Source organism: Flavobacterium sp. ACN2 (genome assembly GCF_002303885.1).
GTDB lineage: Bacteria > Bacteroidota > Bacteroidia > Flavobacteriales > Flavobacteriaceae > Flavobacterium.
Genome location: NZ_MRCM01000018.1, coordinates 1 through 25,063 on the forward strand (window position 1 = coordinate 1; position 25,063 = coordinate 25,063).

The following is a 25,063-nucleotide window of genomic DNA, read 5'->3' on the forward strand; positions in this document are numbered from 1 at the left end:
TCAAAGTGGTCGACTAAAAAATCAGGAAGCATAAATTTTAAAAGCTCTATAGGATCCATCTTAAATTCTTAGAGTACAAATCTCTTATTTTATTTTGACATTCCTCCCCAAGATTTGTTCTTGATCCGTTTTAATCAGAAATTTTATATTTTTACTTCTATATTTAACTGTAAATCTCATTTTCAGCTATGCAAAATGTTTTTCTTAAAGAAGATTGTGATCAATTTGTTACTAGAATTAATGAGCTTAAAACAGATTCTCTACCGCTTTGGGGAAAAATGTCTGTCGATCAAATGCTGGCTCATTGTAACGTTACATACGAAATGGTTTATGATAATATCCATTCGAAACCAAATGCTTTCATAAAACTTCTGTTAAAGCTATTGGCTAAAAATAAAGTGGTAAGTGAAACTCCTTATCCAAGAAGCCTTGGTACAGCTCCGCAATTTATTATTAAAGGAAATTGTGATTTTGAGCTAGAAAAAAGCAGACTAATTTCCTATATTCAAAAAACGCAAGAATTAGGCGAAAAAGAGTTTGAAGGAAAAGAATCTCTTTCTTTTGGTAAGTTGTCTTCTAAAGAGTGGAATAATATGTTTGCAAAACATTTGGATCACCATTTATCTCAATTTGGTGTTTAAATAATTTTATAGCTATGAGAATTTATACCCTTATGCTTTTTCTTCTTTTAGGATTATCTTCTAATGCTCAAAAGCAAGAAGTTCAAAAATGCATTGAATCTTTTTTTGAAGGATTTCATCAGAGAGATTCAACAAAGATCAAATTGGTTTGTTCGGATAAAATGATATTGCAGTCTATTAGCGAAAGCACTGCCAAAGGAAATAAATTATCTGATGAAAGTGCAAAAGAGTTTTATAAGTCTATTGCATCTATTCCTTCAAACATGAAATTCCAAGAAAAAATATTGAGTTATACTATTCAGATTGATGGAACAATGGCGCATGTTTGGGCACCATATGAATTTTATTTAAATGATAAATTAAGCCATTCTGGTGTAAATGCTTTTACTTTATTTAAAGAAAAAGAGTCCTGGAAGATAATCTATTTGATTGATACAAGAAGAAAATAATTAATTTTTAAGGATTTCGGTATTGTAGTATAAGCAAATATCAGTTAAAAGACATTCAGGGCATTTAGGTTTAGGTCTGCAGATTTCGCGACCTAGAAATGAAATTGCCATTCCTATTTCTGACCAAATATTTTTCGGTAAAGCCTGCATTAAATCTTTTTCTACTTTATTACCATCTTTAGATTCTTTAATTATTCCAATTCTTGGCGCAACTCTTATTACATGTAAGTCCGCAATAATTCCTTCAGCTGGCTGGCCAGTTTCTCTTAAAATCACGTTTGCAGATTTTCTTCCAATACCTTTCAATGCAGTTAATCCTGACATGGTTAAAGGAATATTGTTATCCTCTTTTATGGTTTTTGCAATATCCAAAAGCCATTGTGCTTTAGTTCCGTGATTTCGAACTTTAGTGATATAAGGCAAAAAAGTTTCTAAATCGGTTTTTGATAGACTTTTTAGCGTTGGGAATTTTTCAAATAAAGCTGGTGCAATTGAGTTGATATTGGCATCAGAATCTTGAGCAGACAAAACAACCATCACTAATAACTGATATGGATTTTGGTAATCTAGTGGATGTTTTTTGTTTTTATACTTTTTTAAAATTGGTTTTAATTTAGTTTCCCAATCTAATGTTTCTCCAAATAAATCCATTTTCTAATTCTCTTTAATGTTGATATTTAAATAGTTATCTATAAAGTTAATTGATTTTAATGAATTCTAGAATTTTTTTGATAACATTTTGATTTCCAAGTATTTTCCTGTGGCCTAATCCGTCGGTTAAAAATAAAGATCCATTTTTAAGATTTTCATAAATATGCTTTCCCGCTTTTACAGATACCTCGGGATCATCATTATCATGTATAACCAAAACAGGAATATTGATTTTTTGAGCTGCTCGATAGGCTGAAAAATCATCCATTATTACTTGGTATTTACTTTCAAAAGAATCTCTCAAATGATTGCTAATTTCTTTTCGCAAACCCAGTTTAGAAGTGAATTCATCTAAAATATCTTGGATAATATCACCACTTCCTATAATTACAGCTTTTTCTACTTTAAATCCATCTTTAATTGCATTTAGAACTGACATTCCGCCTAAAGAATGACCAATTGCAATTTCAAAAGGGCCAAATTGTTTTTCTATTTCTAATATAGAGGCTATAAACTCTGACATTATTGTTGTTTTTCCTTTTGATTTTCCATGTGCAGGAGCGTCAAAACTAACTGTTGAATAGCCTTTGTTCAAAAGTTCATCAGCAATTTTAAAGAGTTGCGTTCCTCTTCCAGACCAGCCATGTACCAATAAAACTTTGCGTTCACTTTGCCCGTATGCATATGTAACAATACTTTTATCAATTGAAGGGACATAGATTAATTCTTGAATGCTTTTAGCATCCATTTCTAATTCTCTTTTTGGAACTTTATGCTTGATAGGAGTTGTAAAAATCTTTGCAGCAAATTTTGTAACTAATTTTGTGGATATAAAAGCACAAATTTTCGCAGATATTATAATAATCTTAGGAATTTTTAATGATTTAGTAGGATTAATTGCCTTTTTTGCCATTTCAATAAAACTTATTTAAAAGAAGGATTTTGCTTGTTTTTTTGCTAAATTTAAAAAACATAAAAGTAGTATATAAATGATTGCTTCTTATGATAATCCTAAATTAATTTCTGAAATGGAAATATTTCATATTAGCGCAGAATGTTATCCTGTAGCAAAGGTTGGCGGATTAGGCGATGTAGTGGGTGCATTGCCAAAATATCAACAAGCTGCTGGCCATTCTGTTAGAGTTGTAATTCCTTGTTATGACACGAAGTTTAAAAAGGAAAATGATTTTGAATGTGTTCATTGGGGTACAATTGAATTAGGAAATTTTAGTTTTCCGTTTAGTGTACTAAAAGAAAAAACAGATAAGTTAGGTTTTGAATTATATCTAATAGAGATTAATGAATTATTTAATCGTCCGAATATTTATGGTTACGAAGATGATATCGAAAGATTTTTATCTTTTCAGATTGCCACATTGGATTGGATTATAGCACGGAATAAAACGCCAGATGTTATTAATTGTCATGATCATCATACAGGCATTATTCCATTTTTACTTCAGTTTTCTTATAAATATGAAAGTTTAAAAAATGTAAAAACACTTATAACGATTCATAATGGCTTATATCAAGGCTGGTTTGGTTTTGATAAATTATATTATCTGCCAAAATTTGATTTGAGACATGTTGGTTTTTTAGAATGGAGCAATTCTATCAACTCTTTAGCAGTTGCCATTAAATGCGCCAATGCCGTAACTACAGTATCTCCAAGCTATTTAAATGAAATTAATATTTCAGCAAATGGTTTAGAATCTTTATTTAATTCTGTTAGAAATAAATCTAAAGGAATTTTAAATGGAATTGATATTGAAGTTTGGAATCCGATGAAAGATCAAATGATTCAGGAGAATTATTCTATTGAAGATTTTGAAGCTGGAAAAAGAAAGAATAAAGAGAAACTGTGCGAACAATTTGAGCTAGATCCATCAAAGCCATTATTTAGCTTTATTGGCCGATTGTTTGAAGAAAAAGGAGGTGATTTGCTTCCGCTTGCTGCTGCTTTGGCTTTATCTGAAAATTTTGAGGAAATTAACATCTTGATTTTAGGTTCAGGAAATGCAGAGATTGAAACGCAGTTAACTCAGTTGCGAAATGATTACAAAGGAAATTACAATGTTTTTATAGGTTATAATGAAGATTTAGCGCATTTGATGTATGCAGGTTCAGATTATATTTTAATGCCTTCTAGGGTAGAACCTTGTGGATTAAATCAGATGTATGCGATGCGTTACGGAACTATTCCGATTGTTAGAAGAACTGGAGGGTTAAGAGATACGGTTGTTGATTTTGGAGATGAAGGAAATGGCATTTGTCATGATCAGGCTTCTGTAGCCGACATATGCTATTCAATAAATCGTGCTGTTAGGTTGTATGAGGATAAAATAAATTTCAATGAAGTTTTAAAAAGAGGAATGTCAGCAGATCATTCCTGGGAAAGAGTTTGCCAAGAATATATCGAAATATACAACTTAATAATTCAGCAAAATGAAATTTAAAAAGAAAAATGTAGTTGCCATTATTTTAGGAGGTGGACAAGGTTCACGTTTATTTCCATTAACAGAAACAAGATCGAAACCTGCAGTTCCCATTGGTGGAAAATATCGTTTGGTCGACATTCCGATTTCTAATTGTATCAATTCTGATATTTTTAAAATATTTGTTTTGACGCAATTTAACTCCGCCTCTCTAAATGCTCACATTAAAAACACTTTTAATTTTAGTATTTTAAGTCAGTCCTTTGTAGATATTTTGGCGGCAGAACAGACTCCAGACAATCCAACCTGGTTTCAAGGAACAGCAGATGCTGTAAGACAATGTATGTCACATTTCTTGAAACATGATTTTGACCATGCTTTAATTCTTTCGGGGGATCAATTATATCAAATGGATTTTAACGAAATGCTTGAAGCACATATTGCGGCTGATGCAGAAATCTCTATTGCAACGTTGCCTGTAAATGCTAAAGACGCTCCCGAATTTGGAATTTTAAAGACCAATCACGAAAGTGTTATTGAAGCTTTTATTGAAAAACCACATCCATCGCTATTGCCTGAATGGGAATCGGAGGTGAGCGAACAAATGCAGGAAAAAGGTAAAAAATACCTTGCCTCAATGGGAATTTATATTTTTAATAAATCTTTGCTACAGGAGCTAATGGCTGACCAAGAAACAAAAGATTTTGGTAAAGAAATTATTCCGCAATCGGTTGGAAAACATAAAATATTAAGTTATCAATATGAAGGTTATTGGACAGATATCGGGAATATAGAATCATTTTTTGAAGCTAATATTGGCTTAACAGCAGATATTCCAGAATTTAATTTATTCGATAACGAAAATAAAATTTTCACTAGACCAAGATTATTGCCTCCGTCTAAATTTAGAAACTCAATAATCAACCAATCTTTAATTTCTGAGGGATGTATTATTAATGCCAAAGAGATTAAAAGTTCGGTTATAGGAATTCGTTCTCGAATTGGTGAAGGAACTGTTTTGGAGAATTGTTACGTTATGGGGAACGATTTTTATCAAGATCTAGAAGAATTGAACCACGAAAGCAGCATCAATAAAATACATGTTGGAATAGGCGAAAACTGCTTTATTAAAAATGCTTTGGTTGATAAAAATGTGCGTATTGGAAACAATGTTCATATTAGCGGAGGTAAACATTTAGATAATTTTACTAACGAATTGTACAGCATTAAAGACGGAATTGTCGTAGTCAAAAAAGGAGTCACACTTGCAGACAATTTTAGAATTGAATAAAGACTGAAAATTCCAATATAAATATTCCAAATTCCAATTTTTAAAATCCCAAATTCCAAATTCGATAACAATTATCTCTTAAACCAACCATATGACTAAAGTAATCCCACATTCTCTTTTTACTGACTTTGACATAGATTTATTCAAAGCGGGAAAACACTTCAGATTATATGAAAAACTTGGAGCTCATTTAATTGAAGTAGATGGAGTAAAAGGTGTTTATTTTGCTGTTTGGGCTCCTACGGCTCATTCTGTTTCAGTTGTTGGAGATTTTAATTATTGGACGCAGGGCGAACATGTTTTAAACGTCCGCTGGGATTCTTCTGGAATCTGGGAAGGATTTATTCCTGATATTTCAAAAGGGGCGTTTTACAAATACAAGATTCAATCTAGTATAAATGGCGTAATTACCGAAAAGGCCGATCCGTTTGCGCGTTATTGCGAAAAACCGCCTCATACTGCATCTGTAGTTTGGGATCTGGATTATAAATGGAAAGATGATAATTGGATGCAAAATCGTCAGGATTATAATGCTTTGGATAAACCCTATTCGGTTTACGAAGTGCATTTGGGGTCTTGGAGACGAGGAGAACATAATCGTTTTTTGACTTATCTTGAATTTGCCGATGATTTGGTAAAATATATAAAAGAAACTGGTTTTACGCATGTTGAGTTTATGCCAATTATGGAATATCCTTATGACCCTTCTTGGGGTTATCAGCTTACAGGGTATTTTGCACCAACTTCCCGTTTTGGAAAACCACAAGATTTTATGGTTCTGGTTGATCGATTGCATCAAGAGGGAATTGGAGTGATTTTAGACTGGGTTCCGTCACATTTTCCTGATGATGCACATGGTTTAGGGTATTTTGACGGTTCTCATTTATACGAACATCCAGATCGAAGAAAAGGATATCACCCAGATTGGAAAAGTTTAGTTTTTAATTATGGTAGAAATGAAGTTCGAGCTTTTTTAATAAGTAATGCTGTTTTTTGGCTTCAAAATTATCATATCGACGGACTTCGTGTTGACGCTGTAGCTTCGATGTTATATCTCGATTATTCTCGAAAGGATGGCGAATGGGAAGCCAATATTTATGGCGGAAGGGAAAATCTGGATTCTATTAGCTTTCTTAAAGAATTTAATGAAGTAATCTATTCTAATTTTAATGGTATTCAAACTATTGCTGAAGAGAGCACTTCATTTCCTATGGTTTCAAGACCAACATCTGTTGGAGGTTTAGGTTTTGGAATGAAATGGATGATGGGTTGGATGCATGACACTTTAAAGTATTTTCAAAAAGAAACCGTTTATAGAAAATACCATCAGAATGAATTGACTTTTTCGATGACATATGCTTTTACTGAAAATTTCATGCTTCCATTTTCTCATGACGAAGTAGTATATGGTAAAAATTCTCTTATTTATAAAATGCCTGGCGACGAATGGCAGCGCTTTGCAAATTTGAGATTATTGTACGGGTATATGTTTACGCATCCAGGAACAAAACTTTTGTTTATGGGAGCTGAGTTTGGTCAGACAAGTGAGTGGAATTTTGAACAAAGTTTAGATTGGCATTTGCTTCAGTATGATTTTCATTCTGGAATAAAAAGTTTGATTACCGATTTAAATCAATTGTACAAATCACAGCCAGCATTATACGAAAAACAATTTAGAGGAGATGGTTTTGAATGGATTAATTATTCAGATCATCAAAATGCTATTTTATCTTATATTAGAAAAGGAAATAATCCAGATGAAAATGTGATTGTTGTCTGCAATTTTACTCAAGTCGTTCGCGAAAATTATAGAATTGGTATTCCTAAAAAAGGCAATTTAAAAGAGATTTTTAATACTGATGCCAAAATATATGGAGGAAGCGGTATAGAAAGTACTAAACCATTAAAAATAGAATCAATTTCGTATGATGGCCGAGATTTTTCTGTAGAATTGATTTTGCCTCCTTTGAGTGTTGCCGTATATACTTTAAATTAAGTAAAAATCTTGAAATAAGATTTTGTCATTATATCGTTTCAAAATTATCAAATTGTTGATTTTTTGTTTGGTAATTTGAAGCTCATTCAGAAAAAACGTTTTCGTGAATAAACCTTTTATTCATAGAGCGTTACGAACTTTTTTTGTATGTTTGAGTAGAAGGAAAATGTTAAATTAATTCATTGGAGATATGATTACAAACACATCATTAGAATACAAAGGCGATTTATATCCATCAAAAATTGTCTCTTATGAACATGAAGGAGATTCTATTTTCTTTAATACGGATAACAAAGTAATTTTAAAAGTAACTATTCTTCGTGATAGTTTAATCCGATTTCGTTTTACTACAAAAGGCTATTTCAGCAATGATTTTTCTTATGCCATTGATAAAACTCAGCTTCATGGCTATAACTTTTTGGAGGTTACAGAAGAAGAAACATACTTTCAGATTAGAACTAGTAAAGTAAAATGTAAAATACAGAAAGCAGATCTTCGTCTTTCAATTTACGATTTAAATAATTTTCTTATCCTTGAAGATGAACTTGGTTTTCATTGGGAAGAAAGCTATGAATATGGCGGGAATATCGTAAAAATGAGTAAATATGCTAAAGACGGTGAATGTTATTATGGTTTAGGCGATAAGGCCACTCAAATGAATCTGAAAGGCAAAAGAGTAGAGAATTTTGCCACAGATCAATATGCTTATCAAAAAGATCAAGAACCTTTGTATAAAGTGGTTCCATTTTATATTGGTCTTCATAATAAACAATCTTACGGTATATTTTTCGATAATACTTTCAGAACCTTTTTTGATTTTTGTCAAGAGAGAAGAAATGTGACTAGTTTCTGGGCTGAAGGTGGAGAAATGAATTACTATTTTGTTTATGGTCCTCAAATGCAGGATGTTGTTACAACTTATACCGACTTAACAGGTAAGCCAGAATTGCCACCGCTTTGGGTTTTAGGATATCATCAATGTAAATGGAGTTATTATCCCGAAAGTAAAGTCAAAGAAATTACATCAAAATTTAGGGAACTTCAAATTCCTTGTGACGCCATTTATCTGGATATAGATTATATGGATGGTTTTAGATGTTTTACTTGGAATAAAAACTATTTTCCAGATCCCAAAAGAATGGTTTCTGAATTGGCAGAAGATGGTTTTAAAACCATAGTTATTATTGATCCAGGAATTAAAATTGATAAAGATTATTGGGTTTATAAAGAAGCTTTAGAAAAAGATTATTTCTGCAAAAGGGCAGATGGACCTTATATGAAAGGAAAAGTTTGGCCAGGAGAATGTAACTTTCCAGATTATACAAATCCCTTAGTTAGGGAATGGTGGGCTGGATTATTTAAAGAATTAATTGCAGATATTGGTGTAAAAGGAGTTTGGAATGATATGAATGAACCGGCAGTTATGGAGGTTCCGAATAAAACTTTTCCAATGGATGTTCGCCATATTTATGATGGAAATCCTTGTAGTCATAGAAAAGCGCATAATATCTACGGAACACAAATGGCAAGAGCAACTTACCATGGAGTAAAACGATTTGCGTATCCAAAGCGTCCTTTTGTAATAACAAGATCGGCTTATGCGGGAGCACAGCGTTATACATCGTCATGGACAGGTGATAATGTAGCAACTTGGGAGCATTTGTGGATTGCAAATATTCAAGTTCAGAGATTATCTATTTCAGGAATGGGATTTACAGGTTCTGATATTGGAGGTTTTGCAGAACAACCTACAGGCGAGCTTTACGCACGCTGGATTCAATTGGGGGTTTTTCATCCTTTTTGCAGAACACATTCTTCTGGAGATCACGGAAATCAAGAGCCATGGGCTTTTGATGAAGAAGTAATTAATATTACCAGAAAATTTGTGAGCCTTCGTTATCAATTATTACCTTATTTATATACCATGTTTTGGCAATATATTGAAGAAGGAGTTCCGATGTTAAAACCTTTAGTTTATTATGACCAAGACGATACACAGACACATTATCGCAACGACGAATTCATCTTTGGAAATCAGATCTTAGTGTGTCCTATACTTGAACCTAATGCTGTAGGTAGACGTATGTATATTCCTAGAGGAGAATGGTATAACTATTGGACAAACGAATTGTTTATAGGCGGTAAAGAGATCTGGATTGATACAAAATTTGATGAGATTCCAGTGTTTGTAAAAGCGGGTGCTATTATTCCAAAATACCCAGTTCAGCAATATGTAGGCGAATTAGAATTTGATGAATTAACACTTGATGTTTATTACAAAAACGGTAAAGAGCAGTCAGCGGTTTATGAAGATGCTCAAGATGGTTACGATTATAAAAAAGGACGCTACAGTTATTTGTCATTGCGAAATATTGGAAAAGAAAAAGAACTTATTATTCAGCTTCACAAAGAGGGAAAATATATAACTCCTTACACCAAATATAAAATCAATCTTATTGGATTGCCTTTTAAAGTTGCAGAAATCGAAATTGATAACGAAAAGATCGAGTTTGATAAAATTAATTTCGAGCAAAATAATTTCTTACTAATTGATAAAGAGTTTAATGAACTTCATATAGTGGGCGAATAGTTAAATTTTGATATTTTTTTGATTTAATATGTAAAATATTTTATTTTTTTTAATTGTATTTTTGTTAGAAAATAGCTCGAATTATGAAAAAATATATGTTTTTAGGGATTTTTGGAGCACTTGTAATGGCTTGTGCAACAAATCCAATTACTGGGAAACAAAACTTGAATTTTGTTTCAAATAGCGAATTATTCCCTTCTTCTTTTCAGCAGTATAACCAGTTTTTAACAGAAAATAAGGTTATTACTGGAACAGCAGATGCTAGACTTGTAGAAAATGTGGGATATAAAATTAAAGCAGCTGCAGAAAAATATCTAAATTATTTAGGTCAGACACAATACTTAAAAGATTATCGATGGGAGTATAAACTGGTTGATAACAAAGAAGTAAATGCATGGTGTCTTCCTGGTGGTAAAATTGTAGTTTATTCTGGAATTTTGCCAGTTACGCAAAATGAAGCTGGTTTGGCAACTGTAATGGGGCACGAAGTTTCTCATGCTTTGGCAAATCATGGAGCGCAAAGAATGTCTGCCGCTCAATTACAGCAAATAGGAGGAGCAGCTTTAGGAGCAGCAACTAGCGGAAAATCTGAAGCAACACAGCAAATATTTGCACAAGCATACGGAATTGGTTCTGAAGTAGGAGTAATGCTTCCATTTAGTAGAAGTAACGAAAGTGAAGCCGACAAAATTGGTTTGACTTTAATGGCAATTGCTGGTTACAATCCAGATGATGCTGTCGCTTTCTGGAGTAGAATGGCTGCCAAATCTGGTGGGGCATCTGCACCTGAATTTATGAGTACACACCCTTCTGATGCAACAAGAATTGCTAATATTAAAGCTTTAATTCCAGAAGCTAAAGCAATTGCATTGAAAGTTGGAACTATAAAATAGATTTTAAGTACACAATAAGTACACAAAATATTCTTTTAAGCCACTCGTTTCCGAATGGCTTTTTTTATTTAGTAAAGTTTATAATTTAATAATGTATGATTTCAACAATTTCCGTTTGATTATCATAAAAAATAGATAAATTCGTAGCCTATTTACAAAACCATTTCTATGAAAAACCTACAAAAAGGAGATAAGAAGCTTTTAAATGCTTGGGCGTTTTATGACTGGGCAAATTCAGTTTATACCTTGACTATTGCATCTGCAGTTTTTCCAATTTTTTACGAAGCATTATTCAGCGACAGAGATCATTATATTGATGTTTTCGGAATGCATCTTAAAAACTCAGCATTAATTAGTTTTATTACGGCATTTGCTTTTATGGTGGTTTCGTTTATTTCACCATTATTATCTGGAATTGCTGATTATGTTGGAAACAAGAAATCATTTATGAAGTTTTTTTGTTACGTAGGAGCTTTGTCTTGTATGGGATTATACTGGTTTGATTTGGATAATATTTATGTCGGATTATTATTTTATTTCCTTGGATTGCTTGGCTATTGGGGAAGTTTAGTTTTCTACAATTCCTATCTTCCAGATATTGCATTTGAAGAACAGCAAGACAGAATTAGTGCCAAAGGATATTCGTTAGGGTATATTGGAAGTGTTATTTTATTAATCATCAATTTAGCGATGATTATGAAGCCTAAGGTTTTTGGAATTTCAGGAACTGATGGCGAAGCAGCAATGAAGGCAATGCGTTATTCTTTTATAATGGTAGGAGTATGGTGGATCTTATTTAGCCAATACACTTACTATTATTTACCAAAAGGAAGTAAAGAATCGGGTCAGAAACTAACAAAATCTGTAGTATTTAATGGCTTTAAAGAATTAAAAAAGGTTTGGACACTATTGCAAGAGAATATTCCTTTGAAACGATATTTAGGAGGTTTCTTTGTTTCTAGTATGGCTGTACAAACGGTAATGCTTGTAGCAACCTATTTTGGTGCGCAAGAAATTCAGTGGGAAACCAAAGAGCAAAGTACAATAGGTTTAATTGTTTGTATTTTAATCATTCAATTAGTAGCTGTTGTTGGAGCTGTTTTGACCTCTAGAGCTTCAGAGAAATTTGGAAACGTACCTACTTTAATATTTATCAATGTAATTTGGGCAGTATTTTGTGCACTTGCCTATTTTATTACTTTGCCAACACATTTTTATGTAATGGCGACAGTTGCCGGATTTGTAATGGGCGGAATTCAAGCATTATCTCGTTCGACTTATTCAAAATTACTGCCTGATACACAAGATACAGCCTCATTTTTTAGTTTCTATGATGTTGCAGAAAAAATCGGAATTGTAATCGGAATGTGCGTTTACGGAATTATCGACCAAATTACAGGAAGCCCTCGTGCTGCAATTGTAATTTTGGCCGTATTTTTTGCTACATCCATATTTTTATTGAGAAGAGTACATAAAAAAGACGTTTCAAATTAATCGAAACGTCTTTATAACACAATATCGCAAATTGCAATTAATTATTGATTGATGATAGTTTTGTAATTTGCGATATTTTTATTTAAATAATTAACCTTTATAAATTTTTCCAGAACCAGAAACTTTTACATCTCTTTTCTCTGGATTTCCTAGGTACTTAATATTTCCAGAACCAGAAACTCTTCCAGTAATACTACTTTCACAAGTTACGACGCTATTTCCAGAACCTGAAACAGTAACATCTACAGTTTGTGATTTTAAATTTGAAGCATTAACGTTTCCTGATCCCGATATTTTGCTTGTAAAAGAATCTGCTTTCCCTTTTAAAACAATATCGCCCGAACCGCTTAGCGCCAAATCAAAATTTCTAGAATCTACATCTAAATCAAAATTTCCTGATCCTGAAAGTTTTGCAGAAAAACTATCACTATTGATTTTGTTTTTACTTTTAACATCTCCAGACCCAGATAATGTAACTGCCGATATTTTTTCGAAAGGAACTGTTACTTGTATCTTTTTGCCCATACTGGTACGAAGTTGTACTCCTCTCTCAACATATACTTTCAATTCATTTCCTTCAACTTCCACTTTAATTTTAGACAATAAATTTTCTTCTCCTTTAAGAATAATTTTTCCTTCTTTTCCTGATACTAAATCTACATCAAAAAATCCTGAGATTCTTATGCCATCATAGTCTCCAGTTGTTCTTGTTTCGGTAGTGACAGTACCGTTTCCGCTTATTTTTGTTTGTGCGTTAGAATTTATTGCCATAAAAAGTAGGCTTAATGCTGTAAGTAAAATTGACTTTTTCATTGTTTTGATTTTTAGATGATTAATTTTTAGTTAGGGAAATATTTCCGTAGTTCGAATTGATATTGATTTTATTTTGACCTTTTTTCTTGTAATAGCCAGCAATTCTTTTACTGTTACTTTTAACCTCAGAGACAGAAATCTCTAAAGAATTATCATGTTTAATGTTTGAATATCTTGCAGAAATATCAAAATCGAATGCATAATTGGGTACGTAACCAATTGAAATATCTGTATATCCTGAGTTTATGCTAATGTTCCCCGCTTTTTCAGTTACAGTCCCGATACTGATTTTACTGTAATTGGTATCGTAGCTAAAGTTACTGGAAATTTCGCCAATAACAAAAGTTAAATAATTTCCTGAACCACTCAAGGAATTGATTTTCTGAAATTTAAGGGTTCCATAGTTGCAATCTGCTTTAATGTTCTGGCCATCATTAAGATTAACATCTGTATAATTTGCGCTTAGATTTAAATTTCCAGAATCATTAATTTTAAGATTCGAATATCGAGCATCAATATTTCCGGTTTTTATGTACTCTATGCTTGAATTTTGGCAGTATTGAATCGAGATTTGATTACTAGATCCGTTTAGTTTTCCTAAAGCCACTTTTCCATATTTGCAGTCAATATCTGTAGAAGCTTCAGCATTTGGAACCGAAATATTACCGTATTTATTAACGAGTTTAATTGATCCGTTTTTAGGAATTTTAATCACGTAATTGATTTCAAAACTGTTATTACTTCCCTTGCTTTTAAGATTAGAGCTTCCTAGTTTGGTTACGGCAGAAACTAGACCTTTAAGCGCCGTGATATCAACATCAATACTGTTTAATCGTTCGTTTACCCAATTTTCATTTGGGCCATTTACTTTTATAGTAATATCCAGATCAATTTTATCTTCATCCCAAGTGGTTACAGTGATGCTTCCGTATTTGTTGTCAACATCGATTCCGGCATTAGAATTAACGATATAGGTCTTTTTAATGTTTTTTTGTTTGGTAACAAAAGCGTCATCATTTGAAAAACCTAAGAAAGGAATCAAAAGAAATAAGATTAGTAAGTTATAGTGTTTTTTCATTAGAGTTGTTTTTTAATTTTTCGTTGTCTTCAATTCTTTTCAAAACGGTTTGTAAAAAAGAAATACGCGTTTGAAGATTGCTAATCATCGCATAAATAATTTGTTTGTTCTCACCATTTTTTTGCAGTTCGTTAATGATTTTCTGATAATCAGCGTCAAAAGTTTTCATCTGATTCATAGCATCAGTAATAATCTGCTGATTTTCTGGTGAGTTTTTCTCTTTTAGCTTAACCAGTTCATTATCGATTAGAATATTGAAAATAGAGTCTGTACGTTTAGTTTCTTTAGAAGCAAATTTGAATTCTTTTGGTTTTTCATTTTTATAAAAAAGAGAAACTCCAAGCATCAATACAATCGAAGCGGCAATAGCAGTTGCGAACCAGTATTTTCTCTTAGGCTCTTTTTTGTTTAATTTTTGCAGAAAATCTACCTGATGATCAGAATTTAATTCCTGAATATCCCATTGGTTTTTAAATCTTTTAAATAAGTCGTCTAAATTGTCTTTTTCATTTTTCATAATTCCAATTCATTTTATATTTCTTCCAATTTTTTTCTCAAACTATCTTTGGCTCTGCTCAAGGTTGTTCTGCAATTTGCATATGTAATGTTTAAAATCTCGCAGATTTCTTCTTGATCGTAACCTTCAATGTAAAAAAGAGTCAGCACCATTCTGTAGTTATCTTTCAGCTGCAAAATGGTATCCAAAACCTGTTTTAGTTTTAGAGCGTTTAAGTCAATATTTTCAGAAAGAATTCCGTCGTTTTCTTCGATTTTATAAAGCTGTTTACTTAAATCTTCTATATGAAAAGAGTTGTTTTTCTTGTAAAAATCGATGCTATAATTGATGATTATTTTTTTTAACCATGCGCCAAAAGCCACTTCTTGTTTATAGTCATTGATTTTTGTAAAAGCTTTTAAGAAACCTTCCTGCATGACGTCTTGTGCAAAATGTTCGTCTTTTACAATACGAAAAGCCACGTTATACATCGCTTTACAATAGCGATTGTATATTTCAAACTGCGCTTTCTGATTATTGTTTTTACAGAGCGCAATTAGTTCTTCGATATTTTGGTTGTTTATATTCAAGTAGTGGCTTTTGGTTTTTAATATAGACTTGGCTTTTTTTTGTTTGTTACAGTTTTGATAAAAAAAATAAAAAATATTTTTTGATTTTACGTAATGCCGTAAGGTATAATACATTCATTGCTATAATTTCACATAAAATTTAACTACCAAAAACAAATTCAATAATGAGAAAACTAAACAAATGCTTTGTAATTCTGTTTGTTATGACAGGATTTATGTTAACATCATGTAGCAATGACGATTCTGGCGAAAGTGCTGGAGAATCAACAGGAGATTATTGGCCTTCTAAAGTGGGCAATCAATGGGTTTTTAGCCAAGATGGCGCTGAAAGCACAGTAAAAATTCAAAGTTCATCTAATAAAGATGGAAATACGTATTATAAATTTAACCAATTATTTGGTTCTACTGACGAAATTTCTGGAACAGCAGGCGCTTCGCTTAAAAAAGTAAAAGGAGATTATTACATCGTTATTGATGAAGTGAATTATAGTTCTGAAGGAATAACGGGAAAATCAACTGGATATGAATTTATTCTTTTTAAGGATTATCTGGATGTAAATCAAACATGGAAAGGATCTTATTCTCTAGAAACAAGCTTTAATATACCAAGTTTTCCTTCTTTGAAAATGAATGCAAATTACACAGGTACTATTTTAGAAAAAGGAATAAGCTTAAAAGTTAAAGAAGTAACCTATAGTAATGTAATCAAATTTAAACTGCATATTGAAGCTAGCGCGCAGGGGCAAAGTTCTTCATCAGATACATTTTATTGGATCGCTAAGGATGTTGGAATTGTGAAATTAGAATCGTCTGGCACTACTTCAGAACTCGTTTCTTACTCTTTGAAGTAATGGATAAATGAAATGTTTGAAACCCGAAATTTTTTTTTCGGGTTTTTTTATTTTCTAAACTTTAAAATGGATTGTATTTTAAAATTGACTAATTAGAATTATTTAAGGTTTAAGTTTGTTTTGGCATAATGATTGTCTATTTTTATGCCCTATCTTGTAATTGAAAAACGAAACACGTTTTTGGTAAAACTTCAATAAGCAATACTCTATTTATAGATAGCACAGAAAATTTAATGACAAAAAGACTTATATTTTATTATGTCAAACCATAAAATACTTACTATTGACAATCTGTCACTTCAAGAATTTGACTCAGAGGCAGAATTAATTCCATTATTGACTCCAGAAGACGAAGAGGAAATGAATAATGAAGAACTTCCTGTTTCTCTTCCGATTTTACCTTTACGCAATACTGTTTTATTTCCTGGAGTTGTTATCCCAATTTCTGCTGGGAGAGATAAGTCTATTAAACTAATTAATGATGCTAATGCAGGCGGAAAAATAATTGGTGTAGTTTCTCAAATTAACGAAGAAGACGAAGATCCGTCAAAAGATGATATTCATAAAGTAGGAACTGTTGCACGTATTTTACGTGTGCTTAAAATGCCTGACGGAAATGTAACGGTTATTCTTCAAGGAAAAAAACGCTTTGAAATTGACGAAGTTGTTTTAGAAGATCCCTATATGACAGCAACGATCAAAGAAGTTGCTGAAGAACGACCAGATGAAAATGATACTGAATTTACTGCTATTTTAGATTCTGTAAAAGAATTGGCAATTCAGATTATCAAAGAAAGTCCAAACATTCCTTCAGAAGCTACTTTTGCGATTAAAAACATTGAAAGCCAATCGTTTTTAATCAATTTTGTTTCTTCAAACATGAATTTATCAGTAAAAGAAAAACAAGGTCTTTTATCGATAAATGGTTTAAAAGAGCGCGCTTTAGAGACTTTACGTTATATGAATGTAGAACTTCAAAAACTAGAATTGAAGAACGACATTCAGTCAAAAGTTCGTTTTGATTTAGATCAGCAGCAAAGAGAATATTTCCTTCACCAGCAAATGAAAACCATTCAAGAAGAATTGGGTGGCGTTTCTCAGGAAGAGGAAATGGACGAAATGGGGCAGAAGGCGAAAACCAAAAAATGGGATGAAAAAACGCAGAAACATTTCGAGAAAGAATTGTCTAAAATGCGTCGTATGAATCCGCAATCGCCAGATTTTGGAATTCAGCGCAATTACTTGGAATTGTTTCTGGAATTGCCTTGGGGCGAATATTCTAAAGATAAGTTCGACTTAAAACATGCACAGAAAATTTTAGATAAAGATCATTTTGGACTTGATGAAGTTAAGAAAAGAATGATCGAGCATTTGGCAGTTTTAAAATTGCGAAATGATATGAAATCACCAATTATATGTTTAACAGGGCCTCCAGGAGTTGGTAAAACTTCAATCGGTCGTTCTGTTGCAGAAGCCTTAGGAAGAGAATACGTTCGTATTTCTTTGGGAGGCTTGCGTGATGAAGCGGAGATTCGCGGTCATAGAAAAACGTATATTGGAGCAATGCCTGGACGTATTATTCAGAGCTTGAAAAAAGCAGGAACATCCAATCCTGTATTTATTTTAGACGAAATCGATAAATTATCAAACAGTAATAGTGGCGATCCATCTTCAGCGTTATTAGAAGTTTTAGATCCGGAACAAAACAGCTCTTTCTACGATAATTTCCTTGAAATGGGATATGATTTGTCTAAAGTAATGTTTATTGCGACTTCAAATAATATGGCTACAATTCAGCCAGCTTTGCGTGATAGAATGGAAGTGATCAAAATGTCTGGCTACACCATTGAAGAAAAGGTTGAGATTGCCAAAAGACATTTATTTCCAAAACAATTAGAAGCCCACGGTTTAACCGCAAAAGATTTGACTATTGGCAAAAAGCAATTAGAAAAAATCATTGAAGGTTATACGAGAGAATCGGGTGTTCGTAATTTAGAAACAAAAATTGCGCAAGTAATAAGAAATGCAGCAAAATCTGTTGCAATGGAAGAGGAGTACAACAAGAAAGTTACAGATGAAGATGTTGTAGCGATTTTGGGAGTGCCAAGATTAGAACGCGATAAATACGAAAATAACGATGTTGCAGGCGTTGTAACAGGTTTAGCTTGGACCAGTGTAGGAGGAGATATTTTGTTTATCGAATCTTTGATTTCTGAAGGAAAAGGATCATTGACTATTACCGGAAACCTTGGGACTGTAATGAAAGAATCTGCTACAATTGCTTTAGAATACATTAAGGCAAATGCTAAAAAATTAGGTATTAGTACAGAATTATTCCAAAAATATAACATCCACTTGCACGTTCCAGAAGGAGCAACTCCAAAAGACGGACCAAGTGCTGGTATTGCAATGCTTACTTCTTTAGTTTCGCTTTTAACTCAGAAAAAAGTGAAGAAAAGTTTGGCTATGACTGGCGAAATTACGCTTCGTGGAAAAGTATTGCCGGTTGGTGGTATTAAAGAAAAAATCTTAGCGGCAAAAAGAGCAGGAATTAAAGAAATTATTCTTTGCCACGAAAACAAAAGCGATATTGATGAAATCAAAGCAGAATATTTAGAAGGACTAAGTTTTCATTATGTAAAAGAAATGAGTGAGGTTTTAGCTTTTGCTTTAACAGATCAGAAAGTAAAAAATGCTAAAGATTTGAAATAAATATTCTTTTAGCTGAATATATAAATTCCAAATTCCAATTTTAATGATTGGAGTTTGGAATTTTTTTATTGGACTTTATTTTTAGTGTTATATAATTTTATATTTGCACTTGCGTTATTCCCATATAGGTGCGCCAAAAACAAATGCTTAAAAAAGTTGTTTTATTTTTTATAATCTTAATTTGTTCGTCTTCTTTCGGACAAGTTGGAGGGCGCTACACTTACCAGTTTTTAAATTTGACCACTTCGCCAAGACAGGCGGCATTAGGAGGAGATGTTATTACCATATATGATGAAGATGTTAATCAAGCTATGTCGAACCCCGCTCTTATAAACGCAGACATGGACAATCATTTGGCATTAAATTACGGAAGTTATTATGGGGAAGCCTCTTATGGTACGGCATCGTATGCTTATACCTATGATAGACACGTGCAGACTATTTATGCTGGAGTTACTTATGTAAACTACGGTACATTTGAAGGTTATGATGAAAACGGACAGGCAACTTCTAATTTTACAGGAAGCGAAGGTGCATTATCGGTTGGATATGCGTACAATGTTCCTTATACCGATTTATATATTGGAGCAAGTGGTAAATTGATCACTTCTTCTTTAGAAAGCTATAATTCGATAGGTGGTGCAGTCGATTTGGGTTTTTTGTATGTAGATGAAATGAATGACCTAAACTTTGCGCTTGTATTTAGAAACATGGGAACGCAGTTTACTACTTATTCAGGAATTAAAGAAAATCTTCCATTTGAAATTGTAGCAGGTATTTCTCAAGAATTAGAACATGTTCCAATTCGCTGGCATCTTTCTCTAGAAAATTTGCAGCAATGGAATATTTCTTTTTCAAATCCAGTTCGTGGAGAAACGAATATCGATGGCTCTACAAGTCCAGAAAAAGTTTCTTTTGTAAACAATGCGCTAAGACACGTAGCTTTTGGTGTTGAGCTTTTTCCTAAAAAAGCATTCAATTTTAGAGTAGGATATAATTTTAGAAGAGGCGAAGAATTAAGAGTAGACGAACAGCGTAACTTTTCGGGAGTTTCTTTAGGTTTTGGTTTAAAAATGAATAAACTGAGATTCAATTATTCCTATTCCAGATATACGTTGGCGGCCAACACAAGTCTTTTTGGTTTAACATTAAATTTTCAATAAGTAAATGAAACTGTTCTATTTGGCTTTGTTTATGTCAATAAGCTTTTTTACGGGTTCTAAGCTTTCTTTTAAAGAAGAAGAAACTATTTCTACAATAGAAATGGAAAGAATTAACGGTAGAATTGCTGGTATAAAAGATATGATCACTACCGATCCTAAATACAATCAGAAAATAGTTTTTTTAATTGATATGAAAGTGCCTTCTGGCAGAAATCGCTTTTTTGTTTACGATCTGCAGAAAGATGAAGTTGTAGATCAAGGTCTCGTAGCCCATGGTTCTGGATCTGAAACAGGAGTAAGGGGAGCGCTTAAATTTAGCAATATGCCAAACTCTAATTGCACTGCTCTAGGTAGATATTCTGTTGGAAAAACCTATAAAGGCATTTTTGGAAAAGCATATCGATTGGCTGGTTTAGAAGAAAGCAATAACAATGCTTTAAAAAGAGCAATTGTTTTGCATCATTATTCTGCGGTTCCTTACGAAGAACAGGATTATTATATAAGCAATAGTCACGGATGCCCGATGGTAAACGAACAGTTTTTTAAAAGAATAGAAAAAATTATTGATAATTCTAAGTCCAATATCCTTATGGATATTTACTATTAATAAAAGAGCGTAAGAGTGTCCAAAAAAAAGTCAAAACTTTTTATTGTCGAATAGTTTTAGTCTTCAATATTGAAAAGTTTTTTTTCTGAATCTAAATCAATGAAAAAAATAATTATTGTATTCCTTTTTATTCTCGCGCTTTTTGTCGGGTATTTACTGCTGTCTGATAGTAAAGAAATTGGTTTATTGTCTTTTGATTATAAAAGAATTGAATTTCAAATTGCTGACATAAAAAAGCTGATAAACAAAAATCCGCAATACAATAACAAAATAGCCTTCTTTGTTGATATGAAAATTCCTTCGGGGAAAAATCGCTTTTTTGTTTATGATTTAAAAGCAGATAAAATTATCGATAAAGGTTTGGTTGCCCATGGTTCTGGTTCTGAAACTGGTACTAAAGGCAATCTTCGTTTTAGCAACGTTCCCAATTCATTAAGCACTTCATTAGGGAAATATTACATTGGAAAACATTATTACGGAAAGTTTGGTAGAGCATATAAGCTCTACGGATTGGATAAAACGAATAGTAATGCTTTTAAACGAGATATTGTTTTTCATTACTATTATGATGTTCCATATGAAGAGAAAGATGGCTACATTTGCAATAGTTTTGGCTGTCCTATGGTTAATAAAAAATACTTTGATAGAATATCGCGACTAATTGATAGTTCTGAATCGAATATTTTGATGAGTATTTATTATTAAAAACCAACTGTCATTAAAAGAATAAAAATTTAAATATAAAAAATTGAAAAAAATTACCATTGCTATCGACGGATTTTCATCTACAGGTAAAAGCACTCTTGCAAAACAATTAGCAAAAGAATTGGAATATGTTTATGTAGATACTGGGGCGATGTATCGTGCCGTCGCCTATTTTGCTATGCAACATAATTTGATTGAGGCTGATTTTTTTAAGAAAGAAGCTTTGATTGAAGCATTATCTGATATCAAATTAGAGTTTAAGTTTAATTCAGATTTAGGTTTTGCAGAAATGTATTTGAATGGTGAGAATGTGGAGAAACAAATTAGAACGATCGAAGTTTCTAATTTTGTTAGTAAAGTAGCGGCTGTTTCAGAAGTTCGTTCTAAGTTGGTAGAGCAGCAGCAGGAAATGGGAACCAATAAAGCCATTGTAATGGATGGAAGAGATATTGGAACTGTAGTTTTTCCGAATGCAGAATTAAAAATATTTATGACAGCAAGTGCAGAAACACGTGCGCAAAGACGTTTTGATGAATTACAGCAAAAAGGTGATAATGTTTCTTATGAAGAAGTTTTGAAAAATGTTGTAGATAGAGATTATATGGATACACACCGCGAAGATTCTCCTCTTGTAATTGCCGATGACGCCATTGAGATTGATAATTCTTACTTAAATAAAGAAGAACAATTTGCTGCAGTTCTAGAATTAGTGAATGATGTTGTTAAAACAGCATAATTTTTTGCAGATATTATTTTAAATGGTAGTTTTACCGCTTCATTTTTACTAAAGAACAATTTTTATCATATGGGGATTAAAAATAGATTGATTTTAATGAGCTTTCTTCAATTTTTTGTTTGGGGAGCCTGGCTTATAACAATTGGAAATTATTGGTTTGGAACAAAAAACTGGGAAGGAACTCAATTCGGACTAGTTTTCGGAACCATGGGAATCGCTTCTCTTTTTATGCCTACACTTACAGGTATTATTGCCGACAGATGGATTAATGCTGAAAAATTGTACGGCGCTCTTCATATACTTTATGCAGTAGTTCTTTTTGGAATAGCACAAGTTACTACACCAGATACTTTTATTATTGTAATGCTTTTAGCAATGTGCTGTTATATGCCAACAATCGCTTTAAGTAATTCAATATCTTATACTTCGCTTAAGTTAAATAATAAAAACATTGTAAAAGACTTTCCGCCAATTCGTGTTTGGGGAACAATTGGTTTTATTGTTGCCATGTGGATTACCAATTTAAGTGGTAGTAAAGCAACTGAATATCAGTTTTATATCGCTGGAATTGGAGCTTTAATTCTTGGTGTTTATGCTTTTACATTGCCAAAATGTGAGCCGCAACGTTTAATTAAAGAAAATGCAACTTGGATTGAAACTTTTGGTTTAGAATCATTCAAATTGTTTGCAAACTATAAAATGGCTTTGTTTTTTGTTTTTTCTATGTTTTTAGGAGGAGCACTTCAATTGACAAATGCTTATGGCGATGTATTTTTGGATGAGTTTAAACACTTTCCAAAATATGCAGATTCATTCGTGATTAAATATTCGACTATTATTATGTCGATCTCTCAAGTATCTGAAACATTATTCATTTTAGCGATTCCATTTTTCTTAAGACGTTTCGGAATCAAACAAGTGATGTTAATTAGTATGTTGGCTTGGGTTTTGCGTTTTGGATTATTTGCTTTTGGAGATCCAATAAACGGTTTATGGATGATTATTTTGTCTTGTATCGTTTACGGAATGGCGTTTGATTTCTTTAATATTTCAGGTTCTTTATTCGTAGAAAGTAATACTGATTCTAAAATTCGTTCTTCTGCGCAAGGTTTATTTATGATGATGACCAATGGGGTAGGTGCCGTTTTAGGAAGTTTAACTTCTGGTTGGGCAATTGATCGTTTCTTTACGAAGTCATTTGCTAATACAACGGAATTAGCTGGGTTTTTACAAACAGATGCTGCTAATGAAAAAATGGTTGAGTTTGTAAAAAGTCAAGGAAACTCAATTTCTGCAGATGGAATTTTTACAAATCCAATTTTAATGAAAGATTGGCATACAATCTGGTTATCATTTGCAGCTTATGCTTTGGTAATTGCAATTGCTTTTGCTATTTTGTTTAAGCATAAACATGATCCGAAGGAGATTGAGAATTTGAGTCATTAGAAAAAAAAGGATCCCATTAGTAATTTTAACTAGTGGGATTTTTTTTAAAGAAATTTATTACAATAATAATCATTTAAATGATTATTATTGTAATAAGAATATATAATTTTTTAGGCGCATTAAAATGACAATACCTACTTTACCTACAGATAATCTGTATAAGTTTCTTTCAACTTTCGGACTTGTGTTATTAGTGTTTTTTGTGTATATGATTAATACTATACAAAACAGAATGTATTTGAGAGTTGATGATTACAATGTAAAAAATGAAATATTAGATTTTAATTTAAAAAAAGATTCCATAAGTCTGCAGTTAGATGCTGAAAAGATCAAAGTTAAAAGAATGAAGGAACAAATAAACAGAGATTTACAACAACTACCAAAACAATATAAAGCTTATATAATTGGTCTTTTGTTAGGTTTGGCTATGATGGGATTTGGTTTTTATTTTTGGTATGTTAAAACCCAAATATTTAATGATTTGATTTTAAAAAATGAATCTAACAATTTAAAGCATAATAAGGAAGTATCGATACATAAACTCCAATTTGAAAAAGAATTTCTTATATATGATAAATTATGGAAAAGCTTAGTGGAATTGAGGACCAATACAGCTTTATTGCGCCCGCAAGCAGAAGTAATCAATACAACAAAAAGCGAAGAAGAAATAAGAAAAGAGAAGTTGAATAATATTGATTTAGCTTTTAGAAACTGTGTCAATATTTACGAAGATAATAAGCCATTTTATCCAAAGGATATTTATGAAGAAATAAGAAGCACGATTAAAATAACCAATAAGGAAATTATTCAGTTTGTTAGAGGAGAAAGTTATACTGATGAATATTGGAATACTGGAGAAAAAAATATTACTAAAATAATTAATTCTATTGATGTTGTTTGTGAAAAAATGCGAGAACGAATTGGGTTAGTTAAAATTGAAGGTTGATTTCCAATTAGTGACCTATTGTAAATGTATTGTAAAAATGATGCTACGAAAAATAAAAGCATACACAATTTCTGAAATGAAAGATGAAGTTATTGGGAAGATTGCGACACCGGCAATAGATCAATATTAATATGAACTTAGTATGGATGTTCTAGGTAAAATGATTAAAACTGCGAGAAAAGAAAGAAATCTAACTCATGAGCAATTAGGAGATTTAATTGCTGTTAAAAAAGAACAGATTTCTAAGTTAGAAAGTAGTGCAAATAGTGCTACAATTGATAATGTAATAAAGGTTTTCAAAGCTTTAAAAGCTGAAATAAGTTTTAATGTAAAGATTGAAAATCAGACTTTGCAGGTTTCTTGAATGTTTGTCAAAGTTTTAAACTTTGACAAAGTTAGAATACACATAGTAAACCCGACAGGTTTTTAAAACCTGTCGGGTTTGTCGTTTTAGTAACGTTTCTGTTTAAATAAAAAAGC

General features: G+C 32.1%; 23 protein-coding genes. 17 read left to right on the top strand and 6 right to left on the bottom strand.

What is annotated here, in order from left to right:
• Nucleotides 1-188 precede the first annotated feature (188 nt).
• Both BSF41_RS19165 and BSF41_RS19170 read left to right on the top strand, forming a co-directional pair.
• Complete coding sequence (locus BSF41_RS19165; RefSeq protein ID WP_095931114.1) at nucleotides 189-641, top strand: DUF1569 domain-containing protein; 453 nt, start codon at nucleotides 189-191, stop codon at nucleotides 639-641.
• A gap of 14 nt (nucleotides 642-655) precedes the next feature.
• A complete protein-coding gene (locus tag BSF41_RS19170; RefSeq protein WP_095931115.1) occupies nucleotides 656-1,090 on the top strand; it encodes a nuclear transport factor 2 family protein in 435 nt (144 codons plus the stop codon).
• On the opposite strand, the gene nth is transcribed toward BSF41_RS19170, so the two are convergent.
• The gene (nth, locus tag BSF41_RS19175) at nucleotides 1,091-1,741 is read right to left on the bottom strand and encodes an endonuclease III (protein WP_095931116.1); all 651 of its coding nucleotides are present in this window, start codon (nucleotides 1,739-1,741) and stop codon (nucleotides 1,091-1,093) included.
• Nucleotides 1,742-1,787: 46 nt separating this feature from the next.
• Nucleotides 1,788-2,654 (bottom strand): alpha/beta hydrolase, encoded by an 867-nt coding sequence (locus BSF41_RS19180; protein WP_095931117.1) that lies wholly within the window; start codon nucleotides 2,652-2,654, stop codon nucleotides 1,788-1,790.
• A gap of 115 nt (nucleotides 2,655-2,769) precedes the next feature.
• On the opposite strand from BSF41_RS19180, the gene BSF41_RS19185 reads away from it, so the two are divergent.
• The 6 genes from BSF41_RS19185 (at nucleotide 2,770) to BSF41_RS19210 (ending at nucleotide 12,440) form a co-directional block, all read left to right on the top strand.
• Nucleotides 2,770-4,197, top strand: a complete 1,428-nt coding sequence (locus BSF41_RS19185) for a glycogen synthase (RefSeq protein WP_095931237.1) — start codon at nucleotides 2,770-2,772, stop codon at nucleotides 4,195-4,197.
• The gene (locus BSF41_RS19190; RefSeq protein WP_095931118.1) at nucleotides 4,187-5,467 is read left to right on the top strand and encodes a glucose-1-phosphate adenylyltransferase; all 1,281 of its coding nucleotides are present in this window, start codon (nucleotides 4,187-4,189) and stop codon (nucleotides 5,465-5,467) included. Before BSF41_RS19185 ends, BSF41_RS19190 begins: the two co-directional genes overlap by 11 nt.
• A 91-nt stretch (nucleotides 5,468-5,558) precedes the next feature.
• Nucleotides 5,559-7,463 carry a 1,4-alpha-glucan branching protein GlgB gene (gene glgB / locus BSF41_RS19195; RefSeq protein WP_095931119.1) on the top strand — a complete coding sequence of 635 codons (1,905 nt, stop codon included), beginning with the start codon at nucleotides 5,559-5,561 and terminating at the stop codon, nucleotides 7,461-7,463.
• 190 nt (nucleotides 7,464-7,653) lie between these two features.
• The gene (locus BSF41_RS19200; protein ID WP_095931120.1) at nucleotides 7,654-10,053 is read left to right on the top strand and encodes a glycoside hydrolase family 31 protein; all 2,400 of its coding nucleotides are present in this window, start codon (nucleotides 7,654-7,656) and stop codon (nucleotides 10,051-10,053) included.
• 83 nt (nucleotides 10,054-10,136) lie between these two features.
• Nucleotides 10,137-10,946: a M48 family metallopeptidase gene (locus BSF41_RS19205; protein WP_095931121.1), complete on the top strand. Its 810-nt coding sequence runs from the start codon at nucleotides 10,137-10,139 to the stop codon at nucleotides 10,944-10,946.
• Nucleotides 10,947-11,114: 168 nt separating this feature from the next.
• Complete coding sequence (locus tag BSF41_RS19210; protein ID WP_095931122.1) at nucleotides 11,115-12,440, top strand: MFS transporter; 1,326 nt, start codon at nucleotides 11,115-11,117, stop codon at nucleotides 12,438-12,440.
• A 90-nt stretch (nucleotides 12,441-12,530) separates the two neighbouring features.
• Here the strand turns inward: BSF41_RS19210 and BSF41_RS19215 are convergent, their stop codons facing one another.
• The 4 genes from BSF41_RS19215 to BSF41_RS19230 are packed head-to-tail and all read right to left on the bottom strand — an operon-like array spanning nucleotide 12,531 to nucleotide 15,417.
• Entirely contained in the window at nucleotides 12,531-13,253 is a 723-nt protein-coding gene (locus tag BSF41_RS19215; RefSeq protein WP_095931123.1) for a head GIN domain-containing protein, read from the bottom strand.
• 19 nt (nucleotides 13,254-13,272) lie between these two features.
• Entirely contained in the window at nucleotides 13,273-14,331 is a 1,059-nt protein-coding gene (locus BSF41_RS19220; RefSeq protein WP_095931124.1) for a hypothetical protein, read from the bottom strand.
• On the bottom strand, nucleotides 14,315-14,848 hold the full coding sequence (locus BSF41_RS19225) for an anti-sigma factor (protein ID WP_095931125.1): 534 nt from the start codon (nucleotides 14,846-14,848) through the stop codon (nucleotides 14,315-14,317). The genes BSF41_RS19220 and BSF41_RS19225 overlap by 17 nt, the downstream gene beginning before the upstream one ends.
• A gap of 14 nt (nucleotides 14,849-14,862) precedes the next feature.
• Nucleotides 14,863-15,417: an RNA polymerase sigma factor gene (locus BSF41_RS19230; protein WP_095931238.1), complete on the bottom strand. Its 555-nt coding sequence runs from the start codon at nucleotides 15,415-15,417 to the stop codon at nucleotides 14,863-14,865.
• A 164-nt stretch (nucleotides 15,418-15,581) separates the two neighbouring features.
• Between BSF41_RS19230 and BSF41_RS19235 the strand changes: the two genes are divergently transcribed.
• The 9 genes from BSF41_RS19235 (at nucleotide 15,582) to BSF41_RS19275 (ending at nucleotide 24,947) form a co-directional block, all read left to right on the top strand.
• A complete protein-coding gene (locus BSF41_RS19235) occupies nucleotides 15,582-16,268 on the top strand; it encodes a hypothetical protein (protein ID WP_095931126.1) in 687 nt (228 codons plus the stop codon).
• A 258-nt stretch (nucleotides 16,269-16,526) separates the two neighbouring features.
• The gene (gene lon / locus BSF41_RS19240; protein ID WP_095931127.1) at nucleotides 16,527-18,980 is read left to right on the top strand and encodes an endopeptidase La; all 2,454 of its coding nucleotides are present in this window, start codon (nucleotides 16,527-16,529) and stop codon (nucleotides 18,978-18,980) included.
• A gap of 143 nt (nucleotides 18,981-19,123) precedes the next feature.
• The gene (gene porQ / locus BSF41_RS19245; RefSeq protein ID WP_095931239.1) at nucleotides 19,124-20,143 is read left to right on the top strand and encodes a type IX secretion system protein PorQ; all 1,020 of its coding nucleotides are present in this window, start codon (nucleotides 19,124-19,126) and stop codon (nucleotides 20,141-20,143) included.
• A 4-nt stretch (nucleotides 20,144-20,147) separates the two neighbouring features.
• A complete protein-coding gene (locus BSF41_RS19250; protein ID WP_095931128.1) occupies nucleotides 20,148-20,750 on the top strand; it encodes a murein L,D-transpeptidase catalytic domain-containing protein in 603 nt (200 codons plus the stop codon).
• Between the two features lie 99 nt (nucleotides 20,751-20,849).
• Nucleotides 20,850-21,455: a murein L,D-transpeptidase catalytic domain-containing protein gene (locus tag BSF41_RS19255; RefSeq protein WP_095931240.1), complete on the top strand. Its 606-nt coding sequence runs from the start codon at nucleotides 20,850-20,852 to the stop codon at nucleotides 21,453-21,455.
• 43 nt (nucleotides 21,456-21,498) lie between these two features.
• Nucleotides 21,499-22,191 carry a (d)CMP kinase gene (cmk, locus tag BSF41_RS19260; RefSeq protein WP_095931129.1) on the top strand — a complete coding sequence of 231 codons (693 nt, stop codon included), beginning with the start codon at nucleotides 21,499-21,501 and terminating at the stop codon, nucleotides 22,189-22,191.
• Nucleotides 22,192-22,260: 69 nt separating this feature from the next.
• Nucleotides 22,261-23,637, top strand: coding sequence for a nucleoside permease (locus BSF41_RS19265; RefSeq protein WP_095931130.1), 1,377 nt, complete (start codon nucleotides 22,261-22,263; stop codon nucleotides 23,635-23,637).
• A 238-nt stretch (nucleotides 23,638-23,875) separates the two neighbouring features.
• Nucleotides 23,876-24,583 (top strand): hypothetical protein, encoded by a 708-nt coding sequence (locus BSF41_RS19270; protein ID WP_172426941.1) that lies wholly within the window; start codon nucleotides 23,876-23,878, stop codon nucleotides 24,581-24,583.
• Between the two features lie 142 nt (nucleotides 24,584-24,725).
• Nucleotides 24,726-24,947, top strand: coding sequence for a helix-turn-helix domain-containing protein (locus tag BSF41_RS19275; protein WP_253251858.1), 222 nt, complete (start codon nucleotides 24,726-24,728; stop codon nucleotides 24,945-24,947).
• Nucleotides 24,948-25,063 lie beyond the last annotated feature (116 nt).

Bases quoted from the DNA above. Each gene is read 5' to 3' on its own strand.
- BSF41_RS19250 (WP_095931128.1), top strand. From the start codon at position 20,148: ATGAAACTGTTCTATTTGGCTTTGTTTATGTCAATAAGCTTTTTTACG.
- BSF41_RS19205 (WP_095931121.1), top strand. From the start codon at position 10,137: ATGAAAAAATATATGTTTTTAGGGATTTTTGGAGCACTTGTAATGGCT.
- BSF41_RS19275 (WP_253251858.1), top strand. From the start codon at position 24,726: ATGGATGTTCTAGGTAAAATGATTAAAACTGCGAGAAAAGAAAGAAAT.
- nth (WP_095931116.1), bottom strand. From the start codon at position 1,741: ATGGATTTATTTGGAGAAACATTAGATTGGGAAACTAAATTAAAACCA.
- BSF41_RS19215 (WP_095931123.1), bottom strand. From the start codon at position 13,253: ATGAAAAAGTCAATTTTACTTACAGCATTAAGCCTACTTTTTATGGCA.
- BSF41_RS19180 (WP_095931117.1), bottom strand. From the start codon at position 2,654: ATGGCAAAAAAGGCAATTAATCCTACTAAATCATTAAAAATTCCTAAG.
- BSF41_RS19200 (WP_095931120.1), top strand. From the start codon at position 7,654: ATGATTACAAACACATCATTAGAATACAAAGGCGATTTATATCCATCA.
- porQ (WP_095931239.1), top strand. From the start codon at position 19,124: ATGCTTAAAAAAGTTGTTTTATTTTTTATAATCTTAATTTGTTCGTCT.
- BSF41_RS19185 (WP_095931237.1), top strand. From the start codon at position 2,770: ATGGAAATATTTCATATTAGCGCAGAATGTTATCCTGTAGCAAAGGTT.
- BSF41_RS19265 (WP_095931130.1), top strand. From the start codon at position 22,261: ATGGGGATTAAAAATAGATTGATTTTAATGAGCTTTCTTCAATTTTTT.
- BSF41_RS19220 (WP_095931124.1), bottom strand. From the start codon at position 14,331: ATGAAAAAACACTATAACTTACTAATCTTATTTCTTTTGATTCCTTTC.
- BSF41_RS19165 (WP_095931114.1), top strand. From the start codon at position 189: ATGCAAAATGTTTTTCTTAAAGAAGATTGTGATCAATTTGTTACTAGA.
- BSF41_RS19170 (WP_095931115.1), top strand. From the start codon at position 656: ATGAGAATTTATACCCTTATGCTTTTTCTTCTTTTAGGATTATCTTCT.
- lon (WP_095931127.1), top strand. From the start codon at position 16,527: ATGTCAAACCATAAAATACTTACTATTGACAATCTGTCACTTCAAGAA.
- BSF41_RS19190 (WP_095931118.1), top strand. From the start codon at position 4,187: ATGAAATTTAAAAAGAAAAATGTAGTTGCCATTATTTTAGGAGGTGGA.
- BSF41_RS19255 (WP_095931240.1), top strand. From the start codon at position 20,850: ATGAAAAAAATAATTATTGTATTCCTTTTTATTCTCGCGCTTTTTGTC.
- BSF41_RS19235 (WP_095931126.1), top strand. From the start codon at position 15,582: ATGAGAAAACTAAACAAATGCTTTGTAATTCTGTTTGTTATGACAGGA.
- BSF41_RS19225 (WP_095931125.1), bottom strand. From the start codon at position 14,848: ATGAAAAATGAAAAAGACAATTTAGACGACTTATTTAAAAGATTTAAA.
- glgB (WP_095931119.1), top strand. From the start codon at position 5,559: ATGACTAAAGTAATCCCACATTCTCTTTTTACTGACTTTGACATAGAT.
- BSF41_RS19210 (WP_095931122.1), top strand. From the start codon at position 11,115: ATGAAAAACCTACAAAAAGGAGATAAGAAGCTTTTAAATGCTTGGGCG.